Genomic DNA, 22,241 nt, shown 5'->3' with positions numbered 1-22,241 from the left:
CGTGACAGTTTCACCGTCATCAAAATTCTGGTGAACGGGTGCTGGGTCACACGAGCACAAAGTATTCCGGCTGCCGGTGAGATTCCGGCGTTCGGCAAATCGGCGATCGAGGCGCGACCCTGGGCACGCTTCCGGGTGACAAATCCCGATAGAGTGAGGACTTGGCCATGGCACAACGAAGGGTCATCAGCGGGCTGGTCGCCGCTATGCTCGTGACGGCAATTGCCGCCGGCGGATGCACCGGCGGGTCCGGCTCGGGACCGTTGGACAGCCAACGCGCCGGTACGGTTGTCTTCGACATGGATTCAGGAATGCCTGAATCCACCACCCAATTCAGCCCGTATTCGCGTAACGGCAACAATGGTCTGATCCAGTCGGTTTACGAGCCGTTGTTCATCAGCGACGTCAGGACCGGCAAGCTGCAGCCATGGCTGGGCCTGTCGATGACCAGTGATCCCACCTACACCGACTGGCTGCTCAAGCTGCATCCCGGGGTCAAATGGTCCGACGGTCAGGACTTCACCGCCGACGACGTGGTGTACACCCTTGACGCGATCAAGGCCGGCAAACTCGGCGACAGCGGAGTCGCGGCGGTGTCCAACCTCGCCGCGGTGTCAGCCACCGATCCACTGACCGTCAGCCTGAAGGTGGCTCATCCCGACCCGCGCCTGGACGCGAACCTGTTCGGGACGGCGGTGGCTGGTCAGGCGGTCATCATCCTGCCCAAGCACATCTGGGCGCAGCAGGCTGATCCGAAGACCTTCAACAACTTCGACCTGGGCAAGGGCTGGCCGGTCGGTACCGGACCGTACAAGCTCAGCGGCGTCACGCCGAACACCTTCACCTACACCCGGCTGGACAACTGGTGGGGCGTCAACGCCGGCTTCATGTCGCTGCCTGCTCCCACGACGTTGAAATGGACCGCTCTGGGCACCGAGTCCAACCGTGCCGCCGCCTTGGCGAACGGTGAACTCGACCAAGCCGAGCAGATCTCCACGGGCACCTTCCTGTCCCTGCGCGCTCGCGACCCGCAGATCCACGCATGGCAGGACACGGCTCCATACGGGGCACCCGACGTGTGTGGATACTCGCTGGATTTCAACACGACCACGGCGCCGTGGAACGATCCGGCGCTGCGCTGGGCGGTCAGCTACGCGATCGACCGCAAGGGCCTGATCGACACTGCCTTCCAGGGCGCATCGAAGATCAACTCGTCGATCTTCTCGGATTACCCCATTCCCAACAAGGCGATCGACGGGCTCAAGGGTCAAGGCGCCGCGCTGGCCCAGCAGGTCGCCACCTTCGACCAGCGGAAGGCGGCCGAGATGTTCCAGGCCGCGGGTTACCAGAAGAACGGCGACGGTATCTATCAGAAGAACGGGACACCACTGTCGCTGGTCGTCACCAATTTCGACTCCGCGCCGAAGAACGCGGTGACCGCCGCTGTGGTCGAGCAGCTCCGGCGGGCTGGTATCGATGCCAGCCAGGACAAGAAGACGGTCTCGAACTTCGTTCGCGCCGAGCTTTCCGGTGACTTCAAGGCCAACCTGTTCTTTGGGACATGCGGAACTGTCGTCGGGATTTTGCCATCGCTTGACTCGCTGAACGTCAGCCATGACGCGCCAGCGGGGAAGAATGTCGCCTCGTTCTATTCCAACCCGTTCCGCTGGAATACCGAGAATGCCAAGAAATACGGTGGCTATGTCGACCAGATCGCCCAGCTTTCGCCCGACGACCCGAAAGTCGACGAGCTGTTCCAGGAGGCGATCCCGTATTTCTACCAGGACCTGCCGTCGGTGCCGCTGCTGTACAACTACCAGATCAACCCGGTGAGTACGAAGCACTGGACCGGCTGGCCGTTGTCCGACGACTTCTACAACTGGGGCTACTACCTGGACCCGTCGCTGCAGCTGGTCCTGCACCGCCTGAAGCCCGCCCACTGACGGGACCGACACCCCGCGGCGGGCGGGCGAGATGCGCCTTCCCGCCGCGCGGGTAACACTCTGTCGTCTTGTTCCACACCGGAGCCACCCCTGTTGCGACGGGTTGCGCCAGAAAGGTCCGAGGAGCCACGATGCCGCGGTTGAGCGCTAGGTATGTGGGCGGCCGCGCCGTGCGGCTCGTACTCACCGTGTGGATCAGCCTGACCCTCATGTTCGCCATACCCAGGCTTGGCGCGAGCAGCCCGACAGAGGCAATCCTCGGACGTCTGCTGACCAGCGGCGGTGGTGGCGCGGACGTCGCCGCGATCGCCAACAGCTACGCCGAGCGGTTCGGCCTCCACAAGCCGGTCCTGGTCCAGTACCTCGACTATCTGCGAAACTCGATCACCTTTGACTTCGGGAGATCGTTGTCGCAATTTCCGACGACGGTCGGCAGCATGGTCTCCACTGCGGCCCCATGGACGTTCGGCCTGGTCATCGCCGCCACTCTGATCTCGTTCGTCCTGGGGACCACGATCGGCGCGCTGCTCGGCTGGGCGCGGACACCACGTTGGGTTCGCCGGGTGCTGGGCTCCTTCCTGGTCTTCTCCTCGCTGCCGTCGTTCATGGTGGGCATCGTTCTGCTGTTCTTCTTCGCGCAACTGTGGCCGGTTCTCCCGTTCGCCGGAGCCTACGATTCCGATGTCGTGGCCGGATTCAACATGCCGTTCATCGGCAGCGTGCTCCGCCACTCCGTGCTGCCCCTGCTGTCCGTCGTGTTGGTCCAGATGGGCGGGTGGGCGTTCGGGATGCGGGGCATGATGATCACCACCGCGGCCGAGGACCACATGGTGCTCGCGGAGGCGAAGGGCCTGCGTTCCCGGTCGATCTTCCTCCACTACGGTGTTCGCGCCGCGATCCTGCCCCAGGCGACGTCGCTCGGCTTGGCGCTGGGCACAGTGGCCGCCGGTGTGGTGGTCGTGGAGACCGTGTTCGCCTATCCCGGCCTGGGGAACATGTTGTTCCAGGCGGTTCTCGCCAACGACTACTCGCTCATCGAGGGAATCGCCTACCTGCTGATCCTCGGGGTTGCGATGTCCACCTTCGTGCTGGACCTTGTCTATCCCTTCCTCGACCCGCGCATCTCCTACACGCGAAAGTGAGAAGACGATGGTGGCATCCACCTCGGGCGGACCGGCGCTCGATCCGGCCGCCGCGCCGCGCGTCGAGCCGGGTCGACGGCCGCGTGGGGACAATCCGTGGCTGAACCGCGCGCTGCTCATCGGCCTTGGCGTGCTCGTGGTGCTGTTCCTGATGCAGTGGTTCGGGCCGCTTCTGGTGAACCCGGAGGACGCGCTGGTCGGTGCGGCACCGGTCGGCATGGTGCCCACAGGCATGACGGCGGACGCCGTGCAGGGGTTCACAGCCAATTCCGGAGGGCATCCACTGGGCACGGACGGGCAGGGACGCGACATCCTCGCCAGCATCGTCGTCGGCGTCCCGCGCACGCTCGACGTCGGCCTGATCGGTGCCGGCATAGGGGTGGCGCTGGGCATCGTGCTCGGCTTCACCGCGGGGTTGCTGCGTGGCTGGGTGGACACGGTGATCGGGACGATCACAGATGTCGGTATTTCGATCCCCGGGCTGGCCGTGCTCGTCGTGGTCGCCAGCTACGTGACCAACCTCGGTGTGCTCGGCCTGGGACTGGTCATGGCCCTGTTCGCGTGGCCGATCCCGACTCGGGTGTTGCGAGCCCAGGTACTCACGTTGCGGGAACGGGGATACGTGTCGCTGGCGCGGCTGTCCGGCACGTCCTCGATCGGCATCATGTTCCGGGAAATGCTGCCGAACATGCTGCCCTACATCGCGGCCACCTTCGCCCAGACGGTGTCGGGCGTCATTCTGGCGGTGACCGGGCTGGAGGCACTCGGGCTCGCGTCGTCCCGGTACCCAAGCCTTGGGTCGATGATCTCCAACGCGCTGCAGGGGTCGGGCATCTTCCGGGGCATGTGGTGGTGGTGGGGAACGCCGGTCGTCACGCTGATGGTGATCTTCCTGGCGCTGCTCGCGGTGATGCTCGGCCTCGACCGGGTCGCCAACCCGCGACTGCGGAGGGCTTCATGAGCCCCGTCGCGCCGCGCCTGCAGGTGCGGAGCCTGGATGTCCGCTACCACACCGCCCGCGGGTCCGTACAAGCGGTCAGTGGCATCGACTTCGATGTACGGCCAGGCGAGTTGGTGGGGCTCATCGGCGAGTCTGGCTGTGGCAAGACGACGACGGCCATGGCACTGCTGCGGTTGGTGCAGCCCCCTGGTCGGGTGCACGCCGGCACGGCACTGCTCGACGGGGTCGACCTCCTCGCGTTGAGCGGCGAGCAACTGCGGCGCGCCAGGTGGTCGACGGTCGCGTTCATCCCGCAGGGAGCACAGAACTCGCTGAACCCGGTGATGCGGGTTGGCGCCCAACTCGTCGACGTGATCCGCGCCCACAGCCGCACCAGAATCGCCAAGAGTGAACTGGCGGAACGCACGCGCGAGTGTCTGACGTCGGTCGGTCTTTCGTCCGAGGTCCTTGGTTTGTACCCGCACCAGCTCAGCGGTGGTATGAAGCAACGGGTGTGTATCGCCATGGCGGTGTCGCTGCGTCCGCAACTGATCATCGCGGACGAGCCGACGAGCGCTCTCGATGTCATCGTCCAGCGGGTCGTCGCGCAGACTCTCCTGCGTATCAAGGAAGAGCTTGGCGTGTCGATCGTCCTCATCGGACACGACATCGGGCTGATGGCCCAACTCGCCGATCGGGTCGCGGTGATGTACGCCGGCCGGATCGTCGAGTTCGGACCGACCACGGAGGTCTTCGCCCGCCCCGGGCACCCCTATACGCGGCAGCTGATCGAGGCTGTCCCGGCTCTGGGCAGGTCGACGACGACCATCACCGGTGAGGGCCGGATGCCCGATCTGCGCAACCCGCCCAACGGTTGCATCTTCCAGGGCCGCTGCCCCGAGGTGACCGACCTGTGCCGGGACACGCCGCCTGTGGCCGTACACATCGGCGACGACCATCTCTCGCACTGCCACTTCAACGAACCACTGGAGGAGGTTCACGATGGCTGATCCCCTCCTTGACATCGCGGGGGCGACCAAGCGGTACCCGAGGCGGTCGAGCTCCGGCGACGAACTCACCGCACTGAAGGACTTCACCCTCGTGATCCCAGCCGGGCGGCCGCGTATCGTCACGATCGCCGGCGAGAGCGGCAGCGGGAAGTCCACATTGGCCGCAGCGGTTCTGGGACTCCTGCCGCTGACCGAAGGCACCGTCACCTTCAAGGGGCACGACATCGCACGCCTGAGCCGCGCCGATCGCAAGCAGTTTCGCCGGCAGGTCCAGGCGGTGTTCCAAGACCCGTACGGAACCTTCAACCCGTACTACCGGGTGAGTCACACGTTCGACACCGTGCTGCGCAACTTCCGGTTGGCGAAAGGATCGGCGGCCAGGTCGGAGCTGGTCGAGGAGGCACTGGCGGTCGTGTCGCTGAGCGGCGAGGAGGTGCTGCACAAAGTATCCCCATCAGCTCAGCGGCGGGCAGCGGCAGCGGATCATGATGGCCCGCGCCTACCTACTCAAACCGGAACTGATCGTCGCCGACGAGCCAGTCTCCATGGTCGACGCCTCGCTCCGCTCGATGATCTTGCAGATCATGCGAACAATGCGTGACGAGCACGGTATCTCCTTCCTCTACATCACCCATGACCTGGCCACCGCGCATCAGATCAGCGACGAGACGTTCCTGATGTACCAGGGCCACACCGTCGAGCATGGCGTGGGTACATCTGTGCTCACCCAGCCACGTCACCCCTACGTGCAACAGCTCGTCGCATCGATCCCGCGGATCGACATGAAATGGGAAGGCACCATCACGCTGCCGGACAACGCCGCGAGCGGACATTCCGCGCCCGTTGGTTGCCCCTTCACAGCGCGTTGCCCGTACCGAATGGACATCTGCACGACGACCATGCCGAAACTGGTCCAAATTGGCGCCGACGATCAGCAGGCGGCGTGCTTTCAATATGAACAGCAGAGCGTGGCCCATTCCTGAGTTGGCAATCCGCGACGGTCACATCACTGCCGTCCAGGGGACCCGCGACCACTCCGATTGTTTCGGCCTGATCGACGTACACACCCACATCCGCCCCGCCGAACCGCATGACGCGATGCCGGCGGTGCGGCGGCACCTTCTCGTTGGTCGAGTGGGTGCCGCCGCGGGCTGGTGCTTGTGTGGTTAGTGGAACTTGAAGTCGGCGGTGTGGGTGGTGCCGTCGGTGAGGGTGACCTGCAGGTGGCGGCAGGTGTCTGCCCAGGCCGCGTCGGTGCGCCAGGTGTACTGGTAGCGGCCACTGCCGGTGTCGTAGTTCAGGGATCCGGTGGTGGCCTGCGGCGCGCCGATCGGAGTCCCGGTGGTGCAGTCGTACTGCTGCGATGCCGGGGATCCGGGCGGGAAGATGCTTGGTCCTTGGTTGCCGCCGAGGCTGAACTTGACCGGGACGGTGCTGCCGGCGTTGCGGGTGTTGACCGCCGGCGGGTTGTCCACCGGCGGGAAGAACCCGGTGAAGGCGTAGGTGTAGGTGTAGCGATCGGCGGGGTTGGTGGCGCTGGTTCCGCTGGAGGTGGTGACGGTGACGTCCACCGGTCCGGCCGTGGCGGCGGGTGCGGTGGCGGTGATGCTGGTGTCACTGTTGACCGTGAACGACGTCGCCGCTGTGGTGCCGAAGGCGACGGCGGTGGCGCCGGTGAACTTGGTGCCGGTGATCGTCACAATCGTGCCGCCGGTTGTCGGGCCGGAGGCCGGGTTCACGGCGGTGACTGTGGGTGTCGGGGCCGGGATGGCGGCCCAGTCACCGTTCTGGGCGGGGGCGATGGTGTTGGTGTGGATCCGCGTGCGGTTGGTGCCGTCGGGGTCCATCACCAGCAGCCCGTCGTTGTCCCCGAAGAGGATCTTGGTGCCGTCTGGGGACCACACGGACGCCCTGTCGTTGTTTTCGGTGCTGATGTTGGTCTGGTTGCTCCCGTCGGCGTTCATCGTGAACACGTGGTTGCCCAACGGGTCGAAGCTGAACGCCGTGAAGGTGATCTTGGTGCTGTCCGGGGACCAGTTCGGGGCGAAGTAGGTCACGCCTGGGGTGCTGGCCAGTGTGGTCTGCCCGGTGCCGTCGGGGTTGATGGTGTTGATCGCGCCCGACGCGTTGTAGACGATCTTGGTGCCGTCCGGGGACCAGTTGGGCTCGGAGCCGTTCACGCCCAGCGAGACCGGGTTGGTGCCGTCGGCGTTGATGACCGTCAGCGTCCCGCCGGGCCGGTAGACGAGTTTGGTGCCGTCCGGGGACCAGGCCAGCGACCGACCGTCGGCCCCGGCGCCGGACGTGAGCTGGGTGACGCCGGTGCCGTCCGGGTTCATGGTGTGGACCTGGAAGTTGGGGCCTCCGGCGTACTTCAGGAACGCGACCTTGGTCCCGTCCGCGGACACCCGGGGGGCGCTGGAATTCAGCCCCCTGGTGACTGTGGTGACCCCGGAACCGTCCGGATTCATCGAGAATATCGTGCTGGACTCCACGAAGTAGATCTTGCCGTTGTCGCCGGGGAATGCCGCCTGGGCGGGCACGGCCGCCACCACCGACACCACTGCGGCCAGCGCACTACCGGCTGCGAGCGTCGCCAGTCGCCGTGGCGACCAACGCCGGCCCGGCCGGTCCGCGTGGGCTTTGTGCCCGCCCTGAACCTGTTGCACCATCATGGGTTTCCTCCTCGGCGGCCCATCGGCGGTCTTCTTGGCTGAAGCCGCAATCGACGCGACAGGACGCTCGGTTTGCCCTCTCGGGCCCGTGGCCCGCGGGACGGTCGGCGCAACGCGGCATGACACTTCGGGGACGCCGGTCGGATGATTCACCAGTTTCCTCGCTGGCAATCAAAACCGGTTCGGCTGTTTCTTGATGTCCCCAATCGGCGCGCTGGTTCGGGGTCGACCGGTGCACCACACTCCTCCGGCGCAAAGCCGCTGTCAACGTTCCGCAGAAATTTCTCCCGCAAACACACGTGTGGGTGATGTCAGGTAGTCGAAATTGTCATACGGATGTCGCAACCCAAGCCGGTAGAGATGCACCCCAAAGCAGTAGAGAACTGTTTCCAGGAACCGGACCGTGTGCACCAAAACCTATAACGAACAGCTCCAGGCCGTTGACAACCTGAACCCGCCCGAGGCCAGTCGACAGACTCCGGGGCTGGCCGAGTGACAACAATCGCACGTCGAGACTCGGCAGTGATAACCTCAGCCGACAGGGTGGATGGTCCAGAACGCGGGGTGGCATCACCTTCCCCGCCACGTTCACTGCATACGCCGGACAACCGGGAGCGCCCTCTGAACGCCGTGCCCAAGCGACTGCGTGCCGGGCACGTAAGGATCTCGGTAGTAGGGCCGCTGTCCCCAATGTGCTCGGAAAGTCCGCCACGGAAACCAGATTCGTCCGAACACTCAACCCGGACTGAGAACGAGGCACGGTGGCGAGCGAGGAGCCACTCTTTCCGTCATATCTGCCAGAACTGTCAAAGTATATAATCATTTACCGCCGGAACATGTCATTCTTGTGCGGAAACAACAACACGTGAATCCACAACCGGCGGAGTGGCAGCCGGTACTCGGCCAGGACCTCGCCCGCGCCGACCCGGATGTGTCGCAGCACCTGGAAGGCGTGGCCGTAGTGCAGTCCCAGCCGGTCACATCGTGTGTAGTGCTCGGCCGAGGTGACCTCGTCCGGTGCCCGGGCGTGGAGCGACCTGCGCACCACCGAACGGCTGCTGGACCGTACCGGCTCCGGTGCGGTGACCACCGCCCGGCTGACAGAGCTGTCGCATGCTCGCTACCCCAGCGTCCACGCCCTGCTCACTCGCATCCCAGGCGGACGGAGGGGCGCGCTCAAGGCGATGGTGATCTGCTCGACCAGCCAGCACAGCGGCACAGTTCGAGGCGTTGGCCTCGGAAGGGCCGCCTGTGTCCGAAGGCCAAGCTGAATCAGTTCCCCAGGTGCCCGTCCTTCGCGTGGTGGAACGCGATGACGCTGCGGTGGCCGGAACGTTGAGACCAGCCCAGGCCCGTGCCTGGGCTTCGAGTGGACATACACCCGTGATCCAGGTGACGGGTAAGGGTTCGGGCCGGATCTTGATCGCGGTCATGACCTGCTACCAACCCCGACCAGGGGCGCAGCAACTGCGCGGACCGATGGCGCCGATCTGGGACAAACCTCGGCGGCCACACCTCCGCGGTCATGCGCAGGCTCATCGCCACCCGGACATGGTTACGGGTCGACCACTCCCGTCCTACGCACCCGAGTTCATAGACGCCTTCCTTACCTGGCAACCGCCCATACCCCTGTGAACCTCGATGCTTCAAAGTCGGTAGTGCGGTCAGGGCTTGTGTGTTCGGGTGGTGCTTGACCTGCTGCCGTCACCAGGATCGGTCTACGGCGGTCTCGGCTCTGCACAGGTGGAAGGAGTTTGAGATGGCGGGGTTGACTGGCCTGCGGTTCGTGGAGGCCGTCGCGGCCCGCCGGCACCGATCGACGCAACGGTCTGGTCAAGCGGCTGGTGGAGGTGTGCGGTTTGCGTTCTACGGGCGGATGTTCACCAGCGAGTATCAGGATCCGCGGATGTCGCGGGCGTGGCAGCGGGCGGTGTCAGACGAACTGGTCGAGGGCTTCGGCGAGGTGGTGGTCGAATTCTTCGACGAGGGCTGGTCACGTCGGTGGTCGTGGTGGGGGAGTACGAGCGCGCCTTCCATGGTGATCAGTTCCGGAAGGTGGTGGCCCGGCTGAACGCACTGGGAGTGCAGGTGTGGCTACCGGAGGCCGGTGGCCCAGTCGAAGTGGACAGCCCTGTACATCAGGCACTGATGGTGTTGCTGGGTGCCCACGCTCGGCGTGAGGTGATCTGTCTCAGTGCGGGTCGCGAATGACCGTGACTCGGCTGCCGGGGGCGAGGGCGTCAGCCGGTCACTGCGTGGGAAGTGGCTGGCCAGTGACGTGCTCAATCGCCTGTCGGTCTCGTTGTCTGTGCGGTGTGGACTCCGAGTCGGTCATGTGGCTATGGTCCCGTGTCCGAGATCGCCTGTCATCCGGGATTCGACCGTCGTCGCGTGGCGATTCGCGAAGCTCAGGGACATCTTGTCGGTCGCGACGTTCGTGGCGAGGCCTGGTCATGATGTATGGCCGTCGGGATCGTTGGGTGTCGCCTGCCACCGTCGTGGGATCGCCACGTGGCCAGTCGTGGGGCACCGACAGCAGTGTAGAACTGGAACAAGTTATCGCGCTGGCGATTGGCAAACGCCGCGTTCACGAACGACCGATAAGGGGCAGAAGCGGACGTGGGCAGGGTAAGGGACGTGGTCCCGGCAAGTGCGGGTGTCTATGGCCTGGACTGGATCGCGGACTGCCTGGAGTTGCGGGTCAAGAGGTGAGCCAGACGGCGGTGTCGGTGGGCAGCGAACCGTCGGGCACGGGTCCGCTGGCGAGCAGGATACGGTACCCCGGTGGCAGGGAAACGGTCTCGTCGCCGAGGTTCAACGCGAACAGGAAGTCCGGCTCCCTCCGAAACACGAGGACGTCGTCGCCTTGGTCGAGCCACTCCAGGTCGCCGTCGCCGAGCGCGGGATGCCCGTGTCGCAGTCTCAATGCCTCGCGGTAGAGATTGAGCATCGAGTCCGGCTTGGCCGACTGTGTCTCGACAGTGAGCGCCGACCAGTTGGGCTGCGGCAACCACGTGCGGGTTGGCTCGTGTGTGAAGCCGAACGGCGCTGCGTCACCAGACCAGGGCATCGGGATCAAACCACCGTCACGATAGACACATCCGGGTTCAACGTGCCCGTCGGCCAACCGGCCTCGGTCCGCGTCCACGTGACCTGCGCTCTGCCCGGATTCCCGACCTTGTCTGACTCGTTCGTCAGCCCACTCGACCTATACCGGGGTCGGCAATGAACACCGGACACGGGCTGGACGATCGTGGGTCGATCAGTGTGATGGCCGCAATTTTCTTCAGTGCGGCACTGTTGGTCCTTGCCGTAGTGGTTGACGGCACTGGCAGGATGCGGGCGATCTCGCGAGCAGACGCGATCGCGGCCGAGGCGGCACGCGCCGCAGTGTCCGCGGTGGATACCCGTGGCGGCAGCATCACCGTCGACGCGCGCGCCGCAGTCGCTGCCGCGCGAGACTATCTCGCCCAAGCGAGGACGCCCGGCAGCGTCGACATCGACGGAACCCGAACCGTCCATGTGACTGTCACATTTGACGAACCAGCACGGATTGGACTTCTTCACGCTCGCTACCACGTTACTGGTACCGCGACCGCGCAACTCGGCGTCGGCACCCGCGACACCGGAGGTCTGCCGTGACGACCCGCCGAGGACTCCTCGCCGGCCTGCTCCTGCTGGCGTTGGTCATCGGCATGCCGATCGGCATGCTCAGCCTCGGCGCCGACCCACGCCAACTGATCCCCAGCCAGTGGCCCCAGGTATCCGAAATCAGCCACTGGCCAGCACAGGTCTGGCAGGTAATCCGCTTCGCCTACTATGACGGGTCATTGTTCCGGGTCGCAGTTCTACTTGTCCTGTGGTCTTAGTGGCTGGCCCTGGCGTGGATGGTGTTCGTCGAAGTCGTCATCCAGGTCCGGCACGGCGCCGTACTGGTCGCGCAGCATCGGTTCTCCGTCGGTAACCCGCGGTACTGGATTGCTGGGCTTGTAAGTGCCGTTCTGGTGTTTCTGTTGTCCGGTACTGCGTCGGCGGCGACGGTCACGCCCTCACGGGTCGCAGTTGCTCAACCCCACCCGCCCCGGCCGACCAACACCGCTCCCACGTCCAGCCGGACGTGGATAGACCCCTCAGTGCGGCCGGACTGCCCACGGCTGACCGTCGCCCATGGCTTCACCATGTGGGGCATCGCCCAAGCCCACCTCGGCGACGGCGCACGCCACAAGGGAATCGAAGACCTCAACAAGGACCGCATCCCCAACCCAGCCCAGCTGTATCCCGGCGACGTCCTGCTGCTCCCGCCAGACGCCACCGGCCTCCCGGCGACTCAGCCATCCGGTCGGACAGTAGATGTCCAGCCTGGAGACACCGCCTCCATCATCGCCGCGCGAGAATGCGGCGACCCCAACGCATGGCTGAAACTCTGGCACACCAACAAATACCGCACCCAACCCGACGGCCGGGCCTGGACACACCCTGACACACTCCTGCCCGGCTGGACACTGTGGATCACCGACGACGACGGCTGCGTCCCGCACGTAGCCCCACCAGTCGTCAACCGCAATCCGGCGCCGCCGCCCGCGCCGGTCGTGACCGAGAACCCACCCCAGTCACAGCCTGTGCCACCTCCAACAGTCAACCAACACACCAGTTCGCCACCCACCGTGGTCCACTTGCCGTCAGGCGCCCTTGTCGGCATTGCTTTCGCCGTGCTGATCGCCGCCGCGGCCACCACCTTCCGGCTACGTCGCCGCAGGCAACGCCGACTCACCGGAACCCTCCACCACCGCCAGTCAGTGCCGCCGATCCCACCGGTCGTGCGACAACTCGAACGTGCTGCCGCTGCCACCTCCCCGCCGACCGCGCCACGTTCAACGCGTTGGCCACCATCGACACCACATCTCACCGTCCACGCCACGGACGGCACGAGCGCCGAGATCGACCTCACCAGCCTCGCCGGAATCGGCATCACCGGCGACGGGTCACCGCAGTGCGTCCGGGCGGCTATCGCCGCCGTACTCGCCGACGACGCCCTCTACCCGGCTGAACTCCTGGTCGTGGCCGACACCAGCCCGTCCGCTGAGCTACTCATCATCGGCGACACCACCGCCCACTGGCTCTCCACCTCGAACATCTTGACGACCGTCCCCGGCGTCACTCGCATCGACGACGTCGACGAGGCCCTGAACCTTGCCGAGACCGAACTCGCCCGCCGGATGCACCTCACAAGCCAACCTGGCCATCCCCACCAACACACCCGGTCGGAGGTGTTCAGCTCCTACCGCGACGCGGACCCCACTGAAGCCCTGCCGACCTATCTGATCCTCGCCACCCCGCACACGACCACGACGGCGCGATTGCGAGCCGTATTGGAACTCGGTCGCACCGTCGGCATGGTCGGTATCCTCCTCGACCCGTGGCAGAACACGATCACTGTCTCCGCCGACGGCACCATCATCGAGACACAGGGAGACATCGGCCGAGACATTCTCGGGGCCCGTCTCGAAACCCTCAGCACCACCGACGCCCACGACATCCTGACCACCCTCGCCGCCGCCCGCGGCGGACCCGACTCCGTCCCACAACGAGACACCACCGAGAGCGAGAACGAGACCCCTCTCGCACCGTCTCGCCCAGACTCGGCACTTGTCCGACTTCGCCTTTTCGGGCCGGTCACGGTCGAAGTGGGCGGCACGGAACTGAGCACCGGCTTGCGTAGCCTCGGCCGTGAGATCCTCGCCTACCTCGCCGTCAACCCTGAGGGCGCCGGCGCGGAGACGCTCGCAAGAGTGTTCCTTCCGGACGTCTCACCGGAGGCCAGCCGCGCCCAGATCCACACCGCCGTCAGCCACACCCGCACCGCCCTCCGGAAGGCCACTGGCCGAATCAACACCCGCTTCATCAACCTCAGCGCCGGCCGCTACCAACTCGACATCGACCTCATCGCCAGCGACATCCGGGACCTCGATACCGCCATCACCACCGCCCGTACCGAACCTACCGACGAAGGCCGCATCAAGGCTCTGCGCCGTGTTGTCGACCTCTGTCGATCCGGCACACCGCTCGACGAGGTCACCTTCGACTGGGCAGAAGACACCCGCGAAACCCTCCGCCAACAGGCGCTCGACGCATTGCTTGCCTTCGCCACGTTGGTCAACACCTCCGACGTCGAAGCGGCGATTGACGCTCTCACTGTGGGGATCACACTCGACCCATACGCCGAACAGCTCTACCAACACCTCATTCACATCCACCTCAACACCGGACACCACGACCTCGCACGATCGGCCTACCACCGGCTACGCACCCGACTCGCCGACATCGACTGCGAACCCTCGCCCGACACCACCCGCGCCCTCCAGCGGACAACCCGCAGCAGCAATGCCGCGACCGGCCACATGCCACGTGCTGCTTGGTCTTCACAACCGTGAATTCTGGAGTTCGCCCATCTCAGCGCCACCGATTGCTACGCGTACGCGACAGCCTGAGCTTGTTGTGAACCGTGGCGCTGTCACCAATCCGTGCAGCAGTCCCAGCCCCGACACATCCCCGGTGAACTCACATAGTGCGCATGAGTCCTTCGTCGATACGGGTGCGCAAGGAGCGCAGCGCCTGCCTGAGCTCGGCCGGTTCGATGCCCGTGATGTCAGCGTCGAAAGTCAGGAGGAGTCCGGCCAGCCCTGCCCATGACCATGCGCCGAGTGTGAGTCGGCAGCTGGAGTCGGTGTCGTGCTCGACCGTCGATCCGCCGGGGGCGAACCGGGCGACGACGGGCGCGGGTAACGCGACGAGGGCCGACCCGCGGCATGGCCATTCCGCCGGGGTGTCGTCGCGGTCGTGCGTGCTCATCACGAACGCGACCGGATCGCCGTGCGGGACGTCGCGGCGGTCGAAGGCTCTCCCCGTGGGCATGCATGGTTCGAGGCGGTCGATTCGCATCGCGCGCCATCGGTCCGCTTGCGGTTCGAACGCGACGAGGGACCATCGTGCCGCCCACACGACGAGGTCGTGCGGTTCCAGCGTGAGCCTCGGCCGTGCCTGGCCGGTACAGGGAGGTACCGAGCCGGGACGCGAGGAATTCTGCGAACGGCGCGAGCGGGACATAGGCCAGCCCGGCGAGGACGCCGATCAGGAGGTTCGTGGTCCAGTCAGTGACCGTGATGGTGATACACAGGCCGTAGAACGCCTGGAATGCGCGGGCGATCCACCAGTGCAGTTTCTCCCAGCTTGAGCGGAATACCCGATCGTGTGATGTATTTCTCGAAATCCGGTCGCTAGCATCGCCTAATATGCGAGGTAATATCGTGAGGATGCGACGGTGGAAACTTCCCGTCGTCGTCGCGGTGCTGACCTTGGTGGCCCCGCTCCTACCAGCGATACCGGCCCACGCCGTCCCGCTCCGGGACGACCACCCGTCACCCGAGTGGGTGGTGCAGAATTTCATCGCGTCCCTCGGCGCCAGCGATCAGGAACTGAACCAGACCGAGGAAATTCACTGTATCGAGGCAGGCACTGCTGACTGCGGCATGACGGCGGTCGAGGTTCAGAGATTCCAGAGCGACCTTCAGGGTACTGAGCGGGAGCTGCACGACCTGGCTGAGACAGTTCCGGAAGCGCAGACGCTGCGTACGGACCGCAGCGTGCGGAACATCGCGAACGTTCTGTCCAAGATCGCCCGGTCCAGCAAGAACCCGGCGGTGCAGAAACTCGGTGACAAGACCGGCCAGTTCGCCGACCTGGAAGGCCGGTTGGAGACCGGGGGCGGTGCGCTGTCGGAGAACACCGCCCTGGACTACGCCAAGGGAGTGGTCTCGCTGGCGGCGAGCTTCGTGCCACCGGTCGGCGACATACTCTCGCTGGCCGACTCCATCGCCAACGGCGACATCGAGAGCGGCATCGTCGCTGTGGTCAGCCTCACCGCCACCGCCGTCGCCCTGGCGTTTCCACCAGCTGGCGGGATCATCGCCGCCGGTCTGGCCATCTACTCGCTCGGCAAGTTGATCTGGGACTTCTTCCGGGGGCGGCCCCGGGACTGGATCCAGCAGCCTCCAGCGAACCCGCAGGAGCTCTTCGAGTCCGGCGCTGACATCAAATGGGACCAGCGTAAGATCGGCGACGAAACGGCCGACCTGGTCTTCTCCGTGGAAGGTGAGCACGTCGTCGGCAGGCAGACACTGCTCCTCGATTCGACATGGACTCCAGAGAACCACGACCGTCAACCGGTCACCTACCTCGTCACCGAATACAGGAACTCATTCCCCCCGGTGTACATATTTGGCGGCTCCAATGAGCTGCCCGACCCGCCGGCTGTCACGATGACCGTCTACCAAAAGGGCCTGTTCCCGGAGCCGGAACAATGCGTTACGACGATGGAAAAGTTCGGGAACGCGGAGTGGCCGAAGGTCAAATGCTCCCCAACGCCGTTCACCATAGAGTCGGGGTTGCCCGCTGTCCTCGAATTGACGTACATCTATCCGCGCAGTAAGGACATCGTGGAAGTCTGCGGCGATCCACCATGCGTGTTCCCAAGGGATACCTTCGACAGCGTGCTGCAAGTGTATTCCGAGAACCAGGTCCCGGTTCCCGTCCTGTTGCCGTTCGTGTTCGGCGCGCAAGCTCCAGCCAACAACCCACCCCGTGGCTGAATCAGGCGTCGAATCCATGAGGGACCAGCACGGCCGCCGACAATCCGCCAGGTTCGGGCGAACCCGTCAGTTTCGGGCCGGGCGCAGCTGTCCAGCAGCGTGTCGACCTCCACGGTGGGAAGCCCGGTGGCGATGACGGTGTAGTCGGCCTGCACCCGGACCCGCCGGGCCACGGGCAACAGCGCCTCGGCCAACTCGGCCGGGTCGCTCGCGGCCAGCGCGCGGCCCACCGGGGTGACAACACCGTCGTCGGCGGTGATGCCGAGCAGCGCGGTCTCGGCCAGCACCGCCGGACCGGCCACATCGGCGTCCAGCCGCCAGCCGTGGAGACGATCCACCCGGTCCCCGGCCGGATCCAGGAACAGGCGTGGGCAGTGCCACTGCAGCACCCCGGCTGCGGCGGTGACATCGAACCCGGTGCCGGCGGGCGGAGCGGCCACGGCGTCGAGCAGCACCCGCCGGGCCATCGGTGCCTGGGTGACTGCGGGCCGTTCTTGCAGCGGCGCCGCCGGATGCTGCTGGTCGCCCTCCGGGCCGTGGGGGTCGTCGGTGGCCAGTGGGAACTGCGTCAGTTCCCGCCAGGCCCGCAGCAGACAGCGCCATCGGGCGGCCGGCTCGGCGCGCTCCCAGTCGCGGGCCTGCGGGGCGGTTGTCACCGTCCAGGCGAGCGCGCCGCGCTGATACCGGGACTGCGCGGGGTCGGTCACCCGCAGGAGGCCGGCGGCCACCGCCAACTCCAGCCACCAGCCACCAGCCGACGCGCTCGACCGGGCAGTCCAGCAGTCCAGCCAGCCGGCGCGTCTCGGTGACACCGACGCCGCCGGCGGCGGTCTTGCGGCACGGCACCGGGCTGGCCGCGCATTCGGCCAGCAGCGCGCTGATCGTGTTCACCGCGACGGATCCCCGCGCTGGCCGCCTGGCGCTGCTGCTCAGCCGCTGTCAGGCGTGTGCTTGGTGTCGGCGGGATCGGGGTGAACGGCGCGGCCCATCCGGTCCCGCGCAGCACCAGCCCGACTTCACGGGGCACCACCTGCCGCACCCTCGGTGGCAGCAGGCAGTAGGACAAGCAACGACGTGATTCGACGGTGGGCACGCGCTCAGGGGCACCGGGTCGCCAACCGTGGTCGGATTCCAGGACATATCCGCGCCGAATACGAGGACGCTCACCGCTGACCGGACACCGACAGTCGGCCGGGTGCTCGATGAACTGGTGGAGGTGCGATGTTCCGGCTATGCGCTATTCGCCACCGCACCCCGATCGAACCCAGTCATAGGGTTCGGTGATCGAGTTCGGGCGTCGGCCGGATCTGGCCAGCCCTCGCGGCGTTGCAGGTTCTCCTCGGTTGGGCAATTGGCGCGGCGCCGCCGGGCCTGCTGCGGGAGACGGCCCAGGACTCCCGACTGAACGACCAGGTGCCATCGAGGACCTTCGCAAGCAGTTGGCGAAAGCACAGGGAGGCGTGGTGAGCGCGATACAGCGTCGGGCTGGGTCCAGCGCAGCACGCCCTCGCCCAGACAGGCGGGCACCGACCGGAAGACACAGCTGAGCCCGCCTGTGAGTCCGACACAGTGAGTACGGGGTCCTTCGCGGTGACCAAGGAGCCCGAACCGACACAGACCGGGCGGTTATTCGCCGTCCACGATAGACACCGCGCCGGTGACGCGGTAGGAGCGGCCCGGCATCGTCACCACGACCGGCCGCGGAGTGGATCACGGCGAAGCGTTTTCTGGCGACGCGTCCCGCTGGTCGGGCTAGCGTGATGTGCCATCTCCTCGGTGCTCTGTACAAGGACCACGAGTTCATGCGGGACGACGCGCGGCCCGCATCGGGGTCGCGCGTCGCGCACCTGGGTGTCGGTCAGCAGTTGGTTTCAGTGTCGACGTTGCCGCACGAGTTATCGCCCGCGCCGCCGTCAGCGGTGTCTTCGTAGACGTCGTCAGGTTCACCGGCGAGAAGAGAGACGGTGTCACCGCCGTCGAGCGAGTCGTCGCCGTCGCCGCCGTACAGCTCATCCCCGCCGCCATAGTTGTCGGTCACGAGCGTGCTCACCACCACGGTTTCGACACAGGGTCCGAACGGGGGCGCGTTGGAATCTCCGCAGATCCGGTCGTCGCCGGCGTCGCCGTACACCACGTCATCCCCCCGGCCGCCGTGGATCGTGTCCCCGTCGTCACCACCATGGATGGTGTCGTCGCCATTGCCGCCCGAAATCGTGTCCTCTCCCGCGCCACCGTCGATGATGTCGTTGCCGTTGTTGCCGTCGATGGTGTCGTTGCCGTCTCCGCCGTTGATGACGTCGTCGCCCGTCGCGAGATACTCCGATTGTTCGCCGTTCAACAGGTCGCCGCCGCCCCCGCCGTTGATGGTGTCGTTGCCAGGGCCGCCACTGATGCGGTCGGTACCATTTGAGCCGTTGATGGTGTCGTTGCCAGGGCCTCCCTTGAAAGTCTCCTGGAATGCCGGGGCCGGTCCATCGGCGATATTGATCGTGTCGTCCCCTGAATCGCCGTTTACCTTATCATCGGGGTCTGCCATAATAGTGTCGTTGCCGCTCTCACCGTAAAGGACGTCGTCTCCACCACCGCCACAGATGGTGTCATTACCGCCCCCAGCCCAGATGACCTGTCCAGTCGGCCCGCCGACGATGACGTCGTCGCCTGCCGTGCCGATGATGGGTTCGGCATTACTTACGATAGTCGCTGGAAGGCCGTTGCAGAAACTCTGGGCGTACGCCGCGGTTCCCGTCCCGGCAAGCAGGTACCCGACAACGAGGGTCACCACGACTGCCGCCGCACTCCGATAGTGTTTCATCTGGACCGGACTCCTTTCGTGAAGAATGCCCTCCCAGCAGCTGCGGCGGATTTCGCAGGCCCGGGGCACGTGCGACCTGTATGCACTGGCCGGTGTCTTGAGATGGGCGGCCCCGGGTTTGGCGCCGAGGCCGATGCAGGTGGTGACAACCCCGCCGAGGCCGGGCAAGGCGACGCCGTTGATGAGAGGGTTCCGGAGCCCGAGCCGCCCGCGGCCCGGGCGCCGGTCAGAAGGTTGCCGAAGCTGCCCGCGCCGCCGTCCGGGCCACTGCCCGCCAGTCCGCTGCCGAACCCCGATTGCCTGCCGCCGACCAGCACCGTCGCCGCCGCGATCCGAGAAAGGCGTTGAGGAGCAATCATGACGACCTCCCGCACGAGGGGGACTCACCGCACACCGGACGCGCACGGCGAGTAACCAACGAGATACTGGAATGATGCGCCCGGGCGCGTCACCACGCCACCCAACCTGACGGCCGCACACCCAATCACCTCCGTTGACCAGCCACGATAGGGCGACCCCCACATGGTGCGTCCACACTGGACATGTGCGGCCCGCTGGTCACGGATCGTGACCGCAAACAACATTCACCCGTGACCTGCATCACATTAGGAAGCGTGGTGCGTGCTCCGCCGCCCGCGGTCACAAAGTCGTCCGCTGGTCACACCGTGCGGCTCGCCGGGTTGAGGAGGAGCGGGCCGGGTCGGGCGGCGGAGCGTGCTATCGGTCGCCGGTCACAGCCTGGCCGGGTGCGCCGCGACGGCGCGAGTGGCCTCCACCGGGCATGACAGGAACTCCGGGAACGCCTCTCCACCCCCGGCGGGCGGCTGGTGTTCCACTTCCTGGCGGCGCTGGCCGAGTACGACCGGGAGATGATCGTCGAGGGCACCATGGACGGCCTGGCCGCCGCGAGCGCCCGCGGCCGCGTCGGTGGCCGGCCATCGGCATTGTCGCAACGGCAACTGGACACCGCACAACAGATGTACGACTCCGGCAAGCACACCGTCGAGGAGATCGCCGAGACCTTCCACGTCGGGCGCACCACCCTCTACCGGCAGCTGCATGCCTACGGCGCTGGCGGCGCCTGCGCCTTGGTCGTCTATCGCAACACCCGCGCCTGCATGGCCGTCACGTGATGGTCAAGTCGGTCTGGGTGAACCTCGATCTGCTCTTCGGCCGTGACCCTGGTGCGCCGTTGCACACGGTTGCCGATGGGTTGGATATGGAGGGGCAGGTCAAGGGGCAGTTGAGCGGGTGGTTCCGATCGGCGAAGGGGGACTGGCTGGCCGTGGTCGGCTATGACATCGCCTATGCCGACGGTCGACGTGCGACGGTTCGCGTCACTGACCAACTGGTCCCAGCGCGGGCCGTCCTGCCCCGTCAAGGACCGTAGTGTCCGCTGTCTTGCCGCTGCTCGGCTGATCGTTGCCGTCCGCAGCGGGGAGTTCGCGAGTGCAAGCCGCATTCCAGCACCTGCCGTGCCACCGTGCCGAGATTGCCGGCACGGCGGCACTCATTCATCACGGAGTTCCATGCCGTGCTCAGGACTATGTGGACGGAAGATCCCGGCCTGTGATTGTGCCGGTGCGTGCGGCGAATGCGTGCAGGCCAGGCAAGGTATGCGCGGTCGGATGCTGAAGCAGACTGGTGGTGATCTGTTGGATTGGTTTGCGGTAGCGGACTTCGTCCGCGGACGCACGTTCGGCGGCCAGCAGTGCGCGATAGCACTGTTCGGGCTTGCCCCAGGCGTGGAACGAGCGGGCGATGTCAGACCAGTAGCGGGCGCGGCGTTCCACCAGCGGGATGCCGATCGGATTGATCCGTTGCGCGGCTTCGATGGCGGTGCCGTAGTCACCGAGGACGCGGGCGATGCTGATCCGGTACAGGCCGACGCCGGTGGGTCCGAACGCGGTGAACCGGTGGTTGGCGTCGGCGCCGAGCCGGGTGGCGGCGTCGACGGCTTCGCCGATGAGCGTGCGTGCGGTGTCGCGGTCCCCGTCCACTGCAGCGGTGTAGGCGGCGGTGGACAGCAGTGATCCGTACACCGACAGGTATTCCGGCCCACGGTGCAAGTCGGGTTGCAGGTCGGCGGCGGTGTCGACGACCAGCCGCTGAGCAGTCTCGGCGTGGCCGGCGCGGCGTAGCACGATCGCCCACGCTCGGTGTGCGCTGGCTTGGGTGAGGATGTCGTTGGCGCCGTAGGCGGCCTGCAGTGCCCGGTCGGCGGTGGTCCAGGCGAGCTGGTCGTTGCCGAATTTGACCATCAGTTCGGAAGCTAGCGTGTGCAGCTCGGCGAGCAGTCCGCTCGCGTCGGCGATGTGCTCGCTGGTGGCACCGTCGGCGCGGGTGGCCATCGCAGCGGACAACAGGTCAGGCAGTCGGCCGGCGACGTCGGTGTAGCGGCCGAGTTGGAACACCGAACGCGCCTCTGCCACCTGCTCCCGCAGGCGCTGCACTGCCACCGGGATCCCACCGGTCGCGGGAGGAGCGAGCAGGACGCGCTCCAGGGTGCCCACCGGGCTCGCCTCGGCCGGCGTGGCGGTGGCCCAAGACTGTGAGGCAGTGCCGAGCACTGTAGTGCCGGCCAAGCCGGTCAGTCCCGCCAGAAGCGTGCGACGACGCATGGGATCGGTCTCCTCGTCCGGCACTAGGATTACGCCGACCCTAGCGACAGGCCGTGCCGTCCGCACGGAACGCGGTGGAGTGTCGACCAGCCCGAACAGGAAAGGGGGAATTCGTAGCGCCTCGGTCAGGCTGCGTAGCACCCCCACATCGCGCAGCGGCTGCTTGCCACGTTCCATTCGCGACAGTGTTGAGGCGGAGTAGCCGCATCGCTGGGCGAGTTCGGCGAGGGTGAGGTGGTTTGCGCGGCGGACGCTGCGCACGATCGTGCCGAGATCACCGGATGCGAGGGCGGCGCGCACAGTATCGGTCTGCCAGATTGCGCGGGTCGAAACCATTCGCCTGCGCTCCTTGCTCAGGCCGGGGCCTGTCAGCGTAGCCAACCGCTCACCGTCCGTGCCAGCCGATTTGCATACCTCGCAAACCGTCTGCCTACCTCTGCAACACCGCTGGTC

The 22,241-nt window shown here is 66.1% G+C and carries 19 protein-coding genes and 2 pseudogenes; 14 read left to right on the top strand and 7 right to left on the bottom strand.

Annotation, left to right across the window (positions count from 1 at the left end):
• Positions 1-167: 167 nt before the first annotated feature.
• The 6 genes from EV192_RS17825 to EV192_RS53875 all read left to right on the top strand — a co-directional run bounded on the left by EV192_RS17825 (position 168) and on the right by EV192_RS53875 (position 6,018).
• The gene (locus tag EV192_RS17825; RefSeq protein WP_243726918.1) at positions 168-1,943 is read left to right on the top strand and encodes an ABC transporter substrate-binding protein; all 1,776 of its coding nucleotides are present in this window, start codon (positions 168-170) and stop codon (positions 1,941-1,943) included.
• Positions 1,944-2,074: 131 nt separating this feature from the next.
• Positions 2,075-3,085: an ABC transporter permease gene (locus tag EV192_RS17820; protein WP_132116567.1), complete on the top strand. Its 1,011-nt coding sequence runs from the start codon at positions 2,075-2,077 to the stop codon at positions 3,083-3,085.
• Between the two features lie 7 nt (positions 3,086-3,092).
• Positions 3,093-4,046, top strand: coding sequence for an ABC transporter permease (locus EV192_RS17815; protein WP_132116565.1), 954 nt, complete (start codon positions 3,093-3,095; stop codon positions 4,044-4,046).
• Positions 4,043-5,035, top strand: coding sequence for an ABC transporter ATP-binding protein (locus tag EV192_RS17810; RefSeq protein ID WP_132116563.1), 993 nt, complete (start codon positions 4,043-4,045; stop codon positions 5,033-5,035). Before EV192_RS17815 ends, EV192_RS17810 begins: the two co-directional genes overlap by 4 nt.
• A 91-nt stretch (positions 5,036-5,126) precedes the next feature.
• Positions 5,127-5,636, top strand: coding sequence for an ATP-binding cassette domain-containing protein (locus tag EV192_RS55805; RefSeq protein ID WP_279493539.1), 510 nt, complete (start codon positions 5,127-5,129; stop codon positions 5,634-5,636).
• Positions 5,521-6,018 carry an oligopeptide/dipeptide ABC transporter ATP-binding protein gene (locus EV192_RS53875; RefSeq protein ID WP_165960433.1) on the top strand — a complete coding sequence of 166 codons (498 nt, stop codon included), beginning with the start codon at positions 5,521-5,523 and terminating at the stop codon, positions 6,016-6,018. The genes EV192_RS55805 and EV192_RS53875 overlap by 116 nt, the downstream gene beginning before the upstream one ends.
• A gap of 183 nt (positions 6,019-6,201) precedes the next feature.
• Here the strand turns inward: EV192_RS53875 and EV192_RS56835 are convergent, their stop codons facing one another.
• Together EV192_RS56835 and EV192_RS17795 are read right to left on the bottom strand one after the other, a co-directional pair.
• Positions 6,202-7,710 (bottom strand): PxKF domain-containing protein, encoded by a 1,509-nt coding sequence (locus EV192_RS56835; RefSeq protein ID WP_132116561.1) that lies wholly within the window; start codon positions 7,708-7,710, stop codon positions 6,202-6,204.
• Between the two features lie 823 nt (positions 7,711-8,533).
• Positions 8,534-8,755 (bottom strand): polyketide synthase dehydratase domain-containing protein, encoded by a 222-nt coding sequence (locus EV192_RS17795; RefSeq protein WP_165960432.1) that lies wholly within the window; start codon positions 8,753-8,755, stop codon positions 8,534-8,536.
• 714 nt (positions 8,756-9,469) lie between these two features.
• Here EV192_RS17795 and EV192_RS17790 point away from each other — a divergent pair.
• Positions 9,470-9,781 carry a hypothetical protein gene (locus tag EV192_RS17790; protein WP_132116557.1) on the top strand — a complete coding sequence of 104 codons (312 nt, stop codon included), beginning with the start codon at positions 9,470-9,472 and terminating at the stop codon, positions 9,779-9,781.
• A gap of 630 nt (positions 9,782-10,411) precedes the next feature.
• On the opposite strand, the gene EV192_RS17785 is transcribed toward EV192_RS17790, so the two are convergent.
• Positions 10,412-10,780: a DUF3459 domain-containing protein gene (locus EV192_RS17785; RefSeq protein ID WP_132116555.1), complete on the bottom strand. Its 369-nt coding sequence runs from the start codon at positions 10,778-10,780 to the stop codon at positions 10,412-10,414.
• Positions 10,781-10,935: 155 nt separating this feature from the next.
• Between EV192_RS17785 and EV192_RS17780 the strand changes: the two genes are divergently transcribed.
• The 3 genes from EV192_RS17780 to EV192_RS17770 are packed head-to-tail and all read left to right on the top strand — an operon-like array spanning position 10,936 to position 14,141.
• A complete protein-coding gene (locus EV192_RS17780; RefSeq protein ID WP_132116553.1) occupies positions 10,936-11,352 on the top strand; it encodes a hypothetical protein in 417 nt (138 codons plus the stop codon).
• Positions 11,349-11,579, top strand: a complete 231-nt coding sequence (locus tag EV192_RS17775; RefSeq protein WP_132116551.1) for a hypothetical protein — start codon at positions 11,349-11,351, stop codon at positions 11,577-11,579. The genes EV192_RS17780 and EV192_RS17775 overlap by 4 nt, the downstream gene beginning before the upstream one ends.
• 18 nt (positions 11,580-11,597) lie before the next feature.
• A complete protein-coding gene (locus EV192_RS17770; RefSeq protein WP_132116549.1) occupies positions 11,598-14,141 on the top strand; it encodes an AfsR/SARP family transcriptional regulator in 2,544 nt (847 codons plus the stop codon).
• Positions 14,142-14,268: 127 nt separating this feature from the next.
• Here the strand turns inward: EV192_RS17770 and EV192_RS57680 are convergent, their stop codons facing one another.
• On the bottom strand, positions 14,269-14,622 hold the full coding sequence (locus EV192_RS57680; protein ID WP_481729072.1) for a WCX domain-containing protein: 354 nt from the start codon (positions 14,620-14,622) through the stop codon (positions 14,269-14,271).
• 18 nt (positions 14,623-14,640) lie between these two features.
• Positions 14,641-14,814 (bottom strand): annotated as a pseudogene (locus EV192_RS57675) (WYL domain-containing protein); the annotation flags it as partial.
• Positions 14,815-15,020: 206 nt separating this feature from the next.
• On the opposite strand from EV192_RS57675, the gene EV192_RS17760 reads away from it, so the two are divergent.
• Both EV192_RS17760 and EV192_RS56830 read left to right on the top strand, forming a co-directional pair.
• On the top strand, positions 15,021-16,355 hold the full coding sequence (locus EV192_RS17760) for a hypothetical protein (protein WP_132116545.1): 1,335 nt from the start codon (positions 15,021-15,023) through the stop codon (positions 16,353-16,355).
• A 1,044-nt stretch (positions 16,356-17,399) separates the two neighbouring features.
• Positions 17,400-17,528: an Lsr2 family DNA-binding protein gene (locus tag EV192_RS56830; RefSeq protein WP_424923364.1), complete on the top strand. Its 129-nt coding sequence runs from the start codon at positions 17,400-17,402 to the stop codon at positions 17,526-17,528.
• 685 nt (positions 17,529-18,213) lie between these two features.
• Here EV192_RS56830 and EV192_RS17750 read toward each other — a convergent pair.
• Positions 18,214-19,167 carry a calcium-binding protein gene (locus tag EV192_RS17750; protein WP_132116543.1) on the bottom strand — a complete coding sequence of 318 codons (954 nt, stop codon included), beginning with the start codon at positions 19,165-19,167 and terminating at the stop codon, positions 18,214-18,216.
• Between the two features lie 815 nt (positions 19,168-19,982).
• Between EV192_RS17750 and EV192_RS57670 the strand changes: the two are divergent.
• Positions 19,983-20,078, top strand: a pseudogene (locus tag EV192_RS57670) (recombinase family protein); the annotation flags it as partial.
• Positions 20,055-20,300, top strand: coding sequence for a helix-turn-helix domain-containing protein (locus tag EV192_RS17745; protein WP_279493572.1), 246 nt, complete (start codon positions 20,055-20,057; stop codon positions 20,298-20,300). The pseudogene EV192_RS57670 and the gene EV192_RS17745, both read left to right, overlap by 24 nt.
• Positions 20,301-20,711: 411 nt before the next feature.
• On the opposite strand, the gene EV192_RS17735 is transcribed toward EV192_RS17745, so the two are convergent.
• Positions 20,712-22,124, bottom strand: a complete 1,413-nt coding sequence (locus EV192_RS17735) for a helix-turn-helix domain-containing protein (RefSeq protein WP_132116537.1) — start codon at positions 22,122-22,124, stop codon at positions 20,712-20,714.
• Between the last annotated feature and the right edge of the window lie 117 nt (positions 22,125-22,241).

Source organism: Actinocrispum wychmicini (assembly GCF_004345645.1).
Lineage (GTDB): Bacteria > Actinomycetota > Actinomycetes > Mycobacteriales > Pseudonocardiaceae > Kibdelosporangium > Kibdelosporangium wychmicini.
The sequence above is the reverse complement of the archived record's forward strand: the minus strand, read 5'-3'. Positions and strand labels throughout refer to the sequence as shown.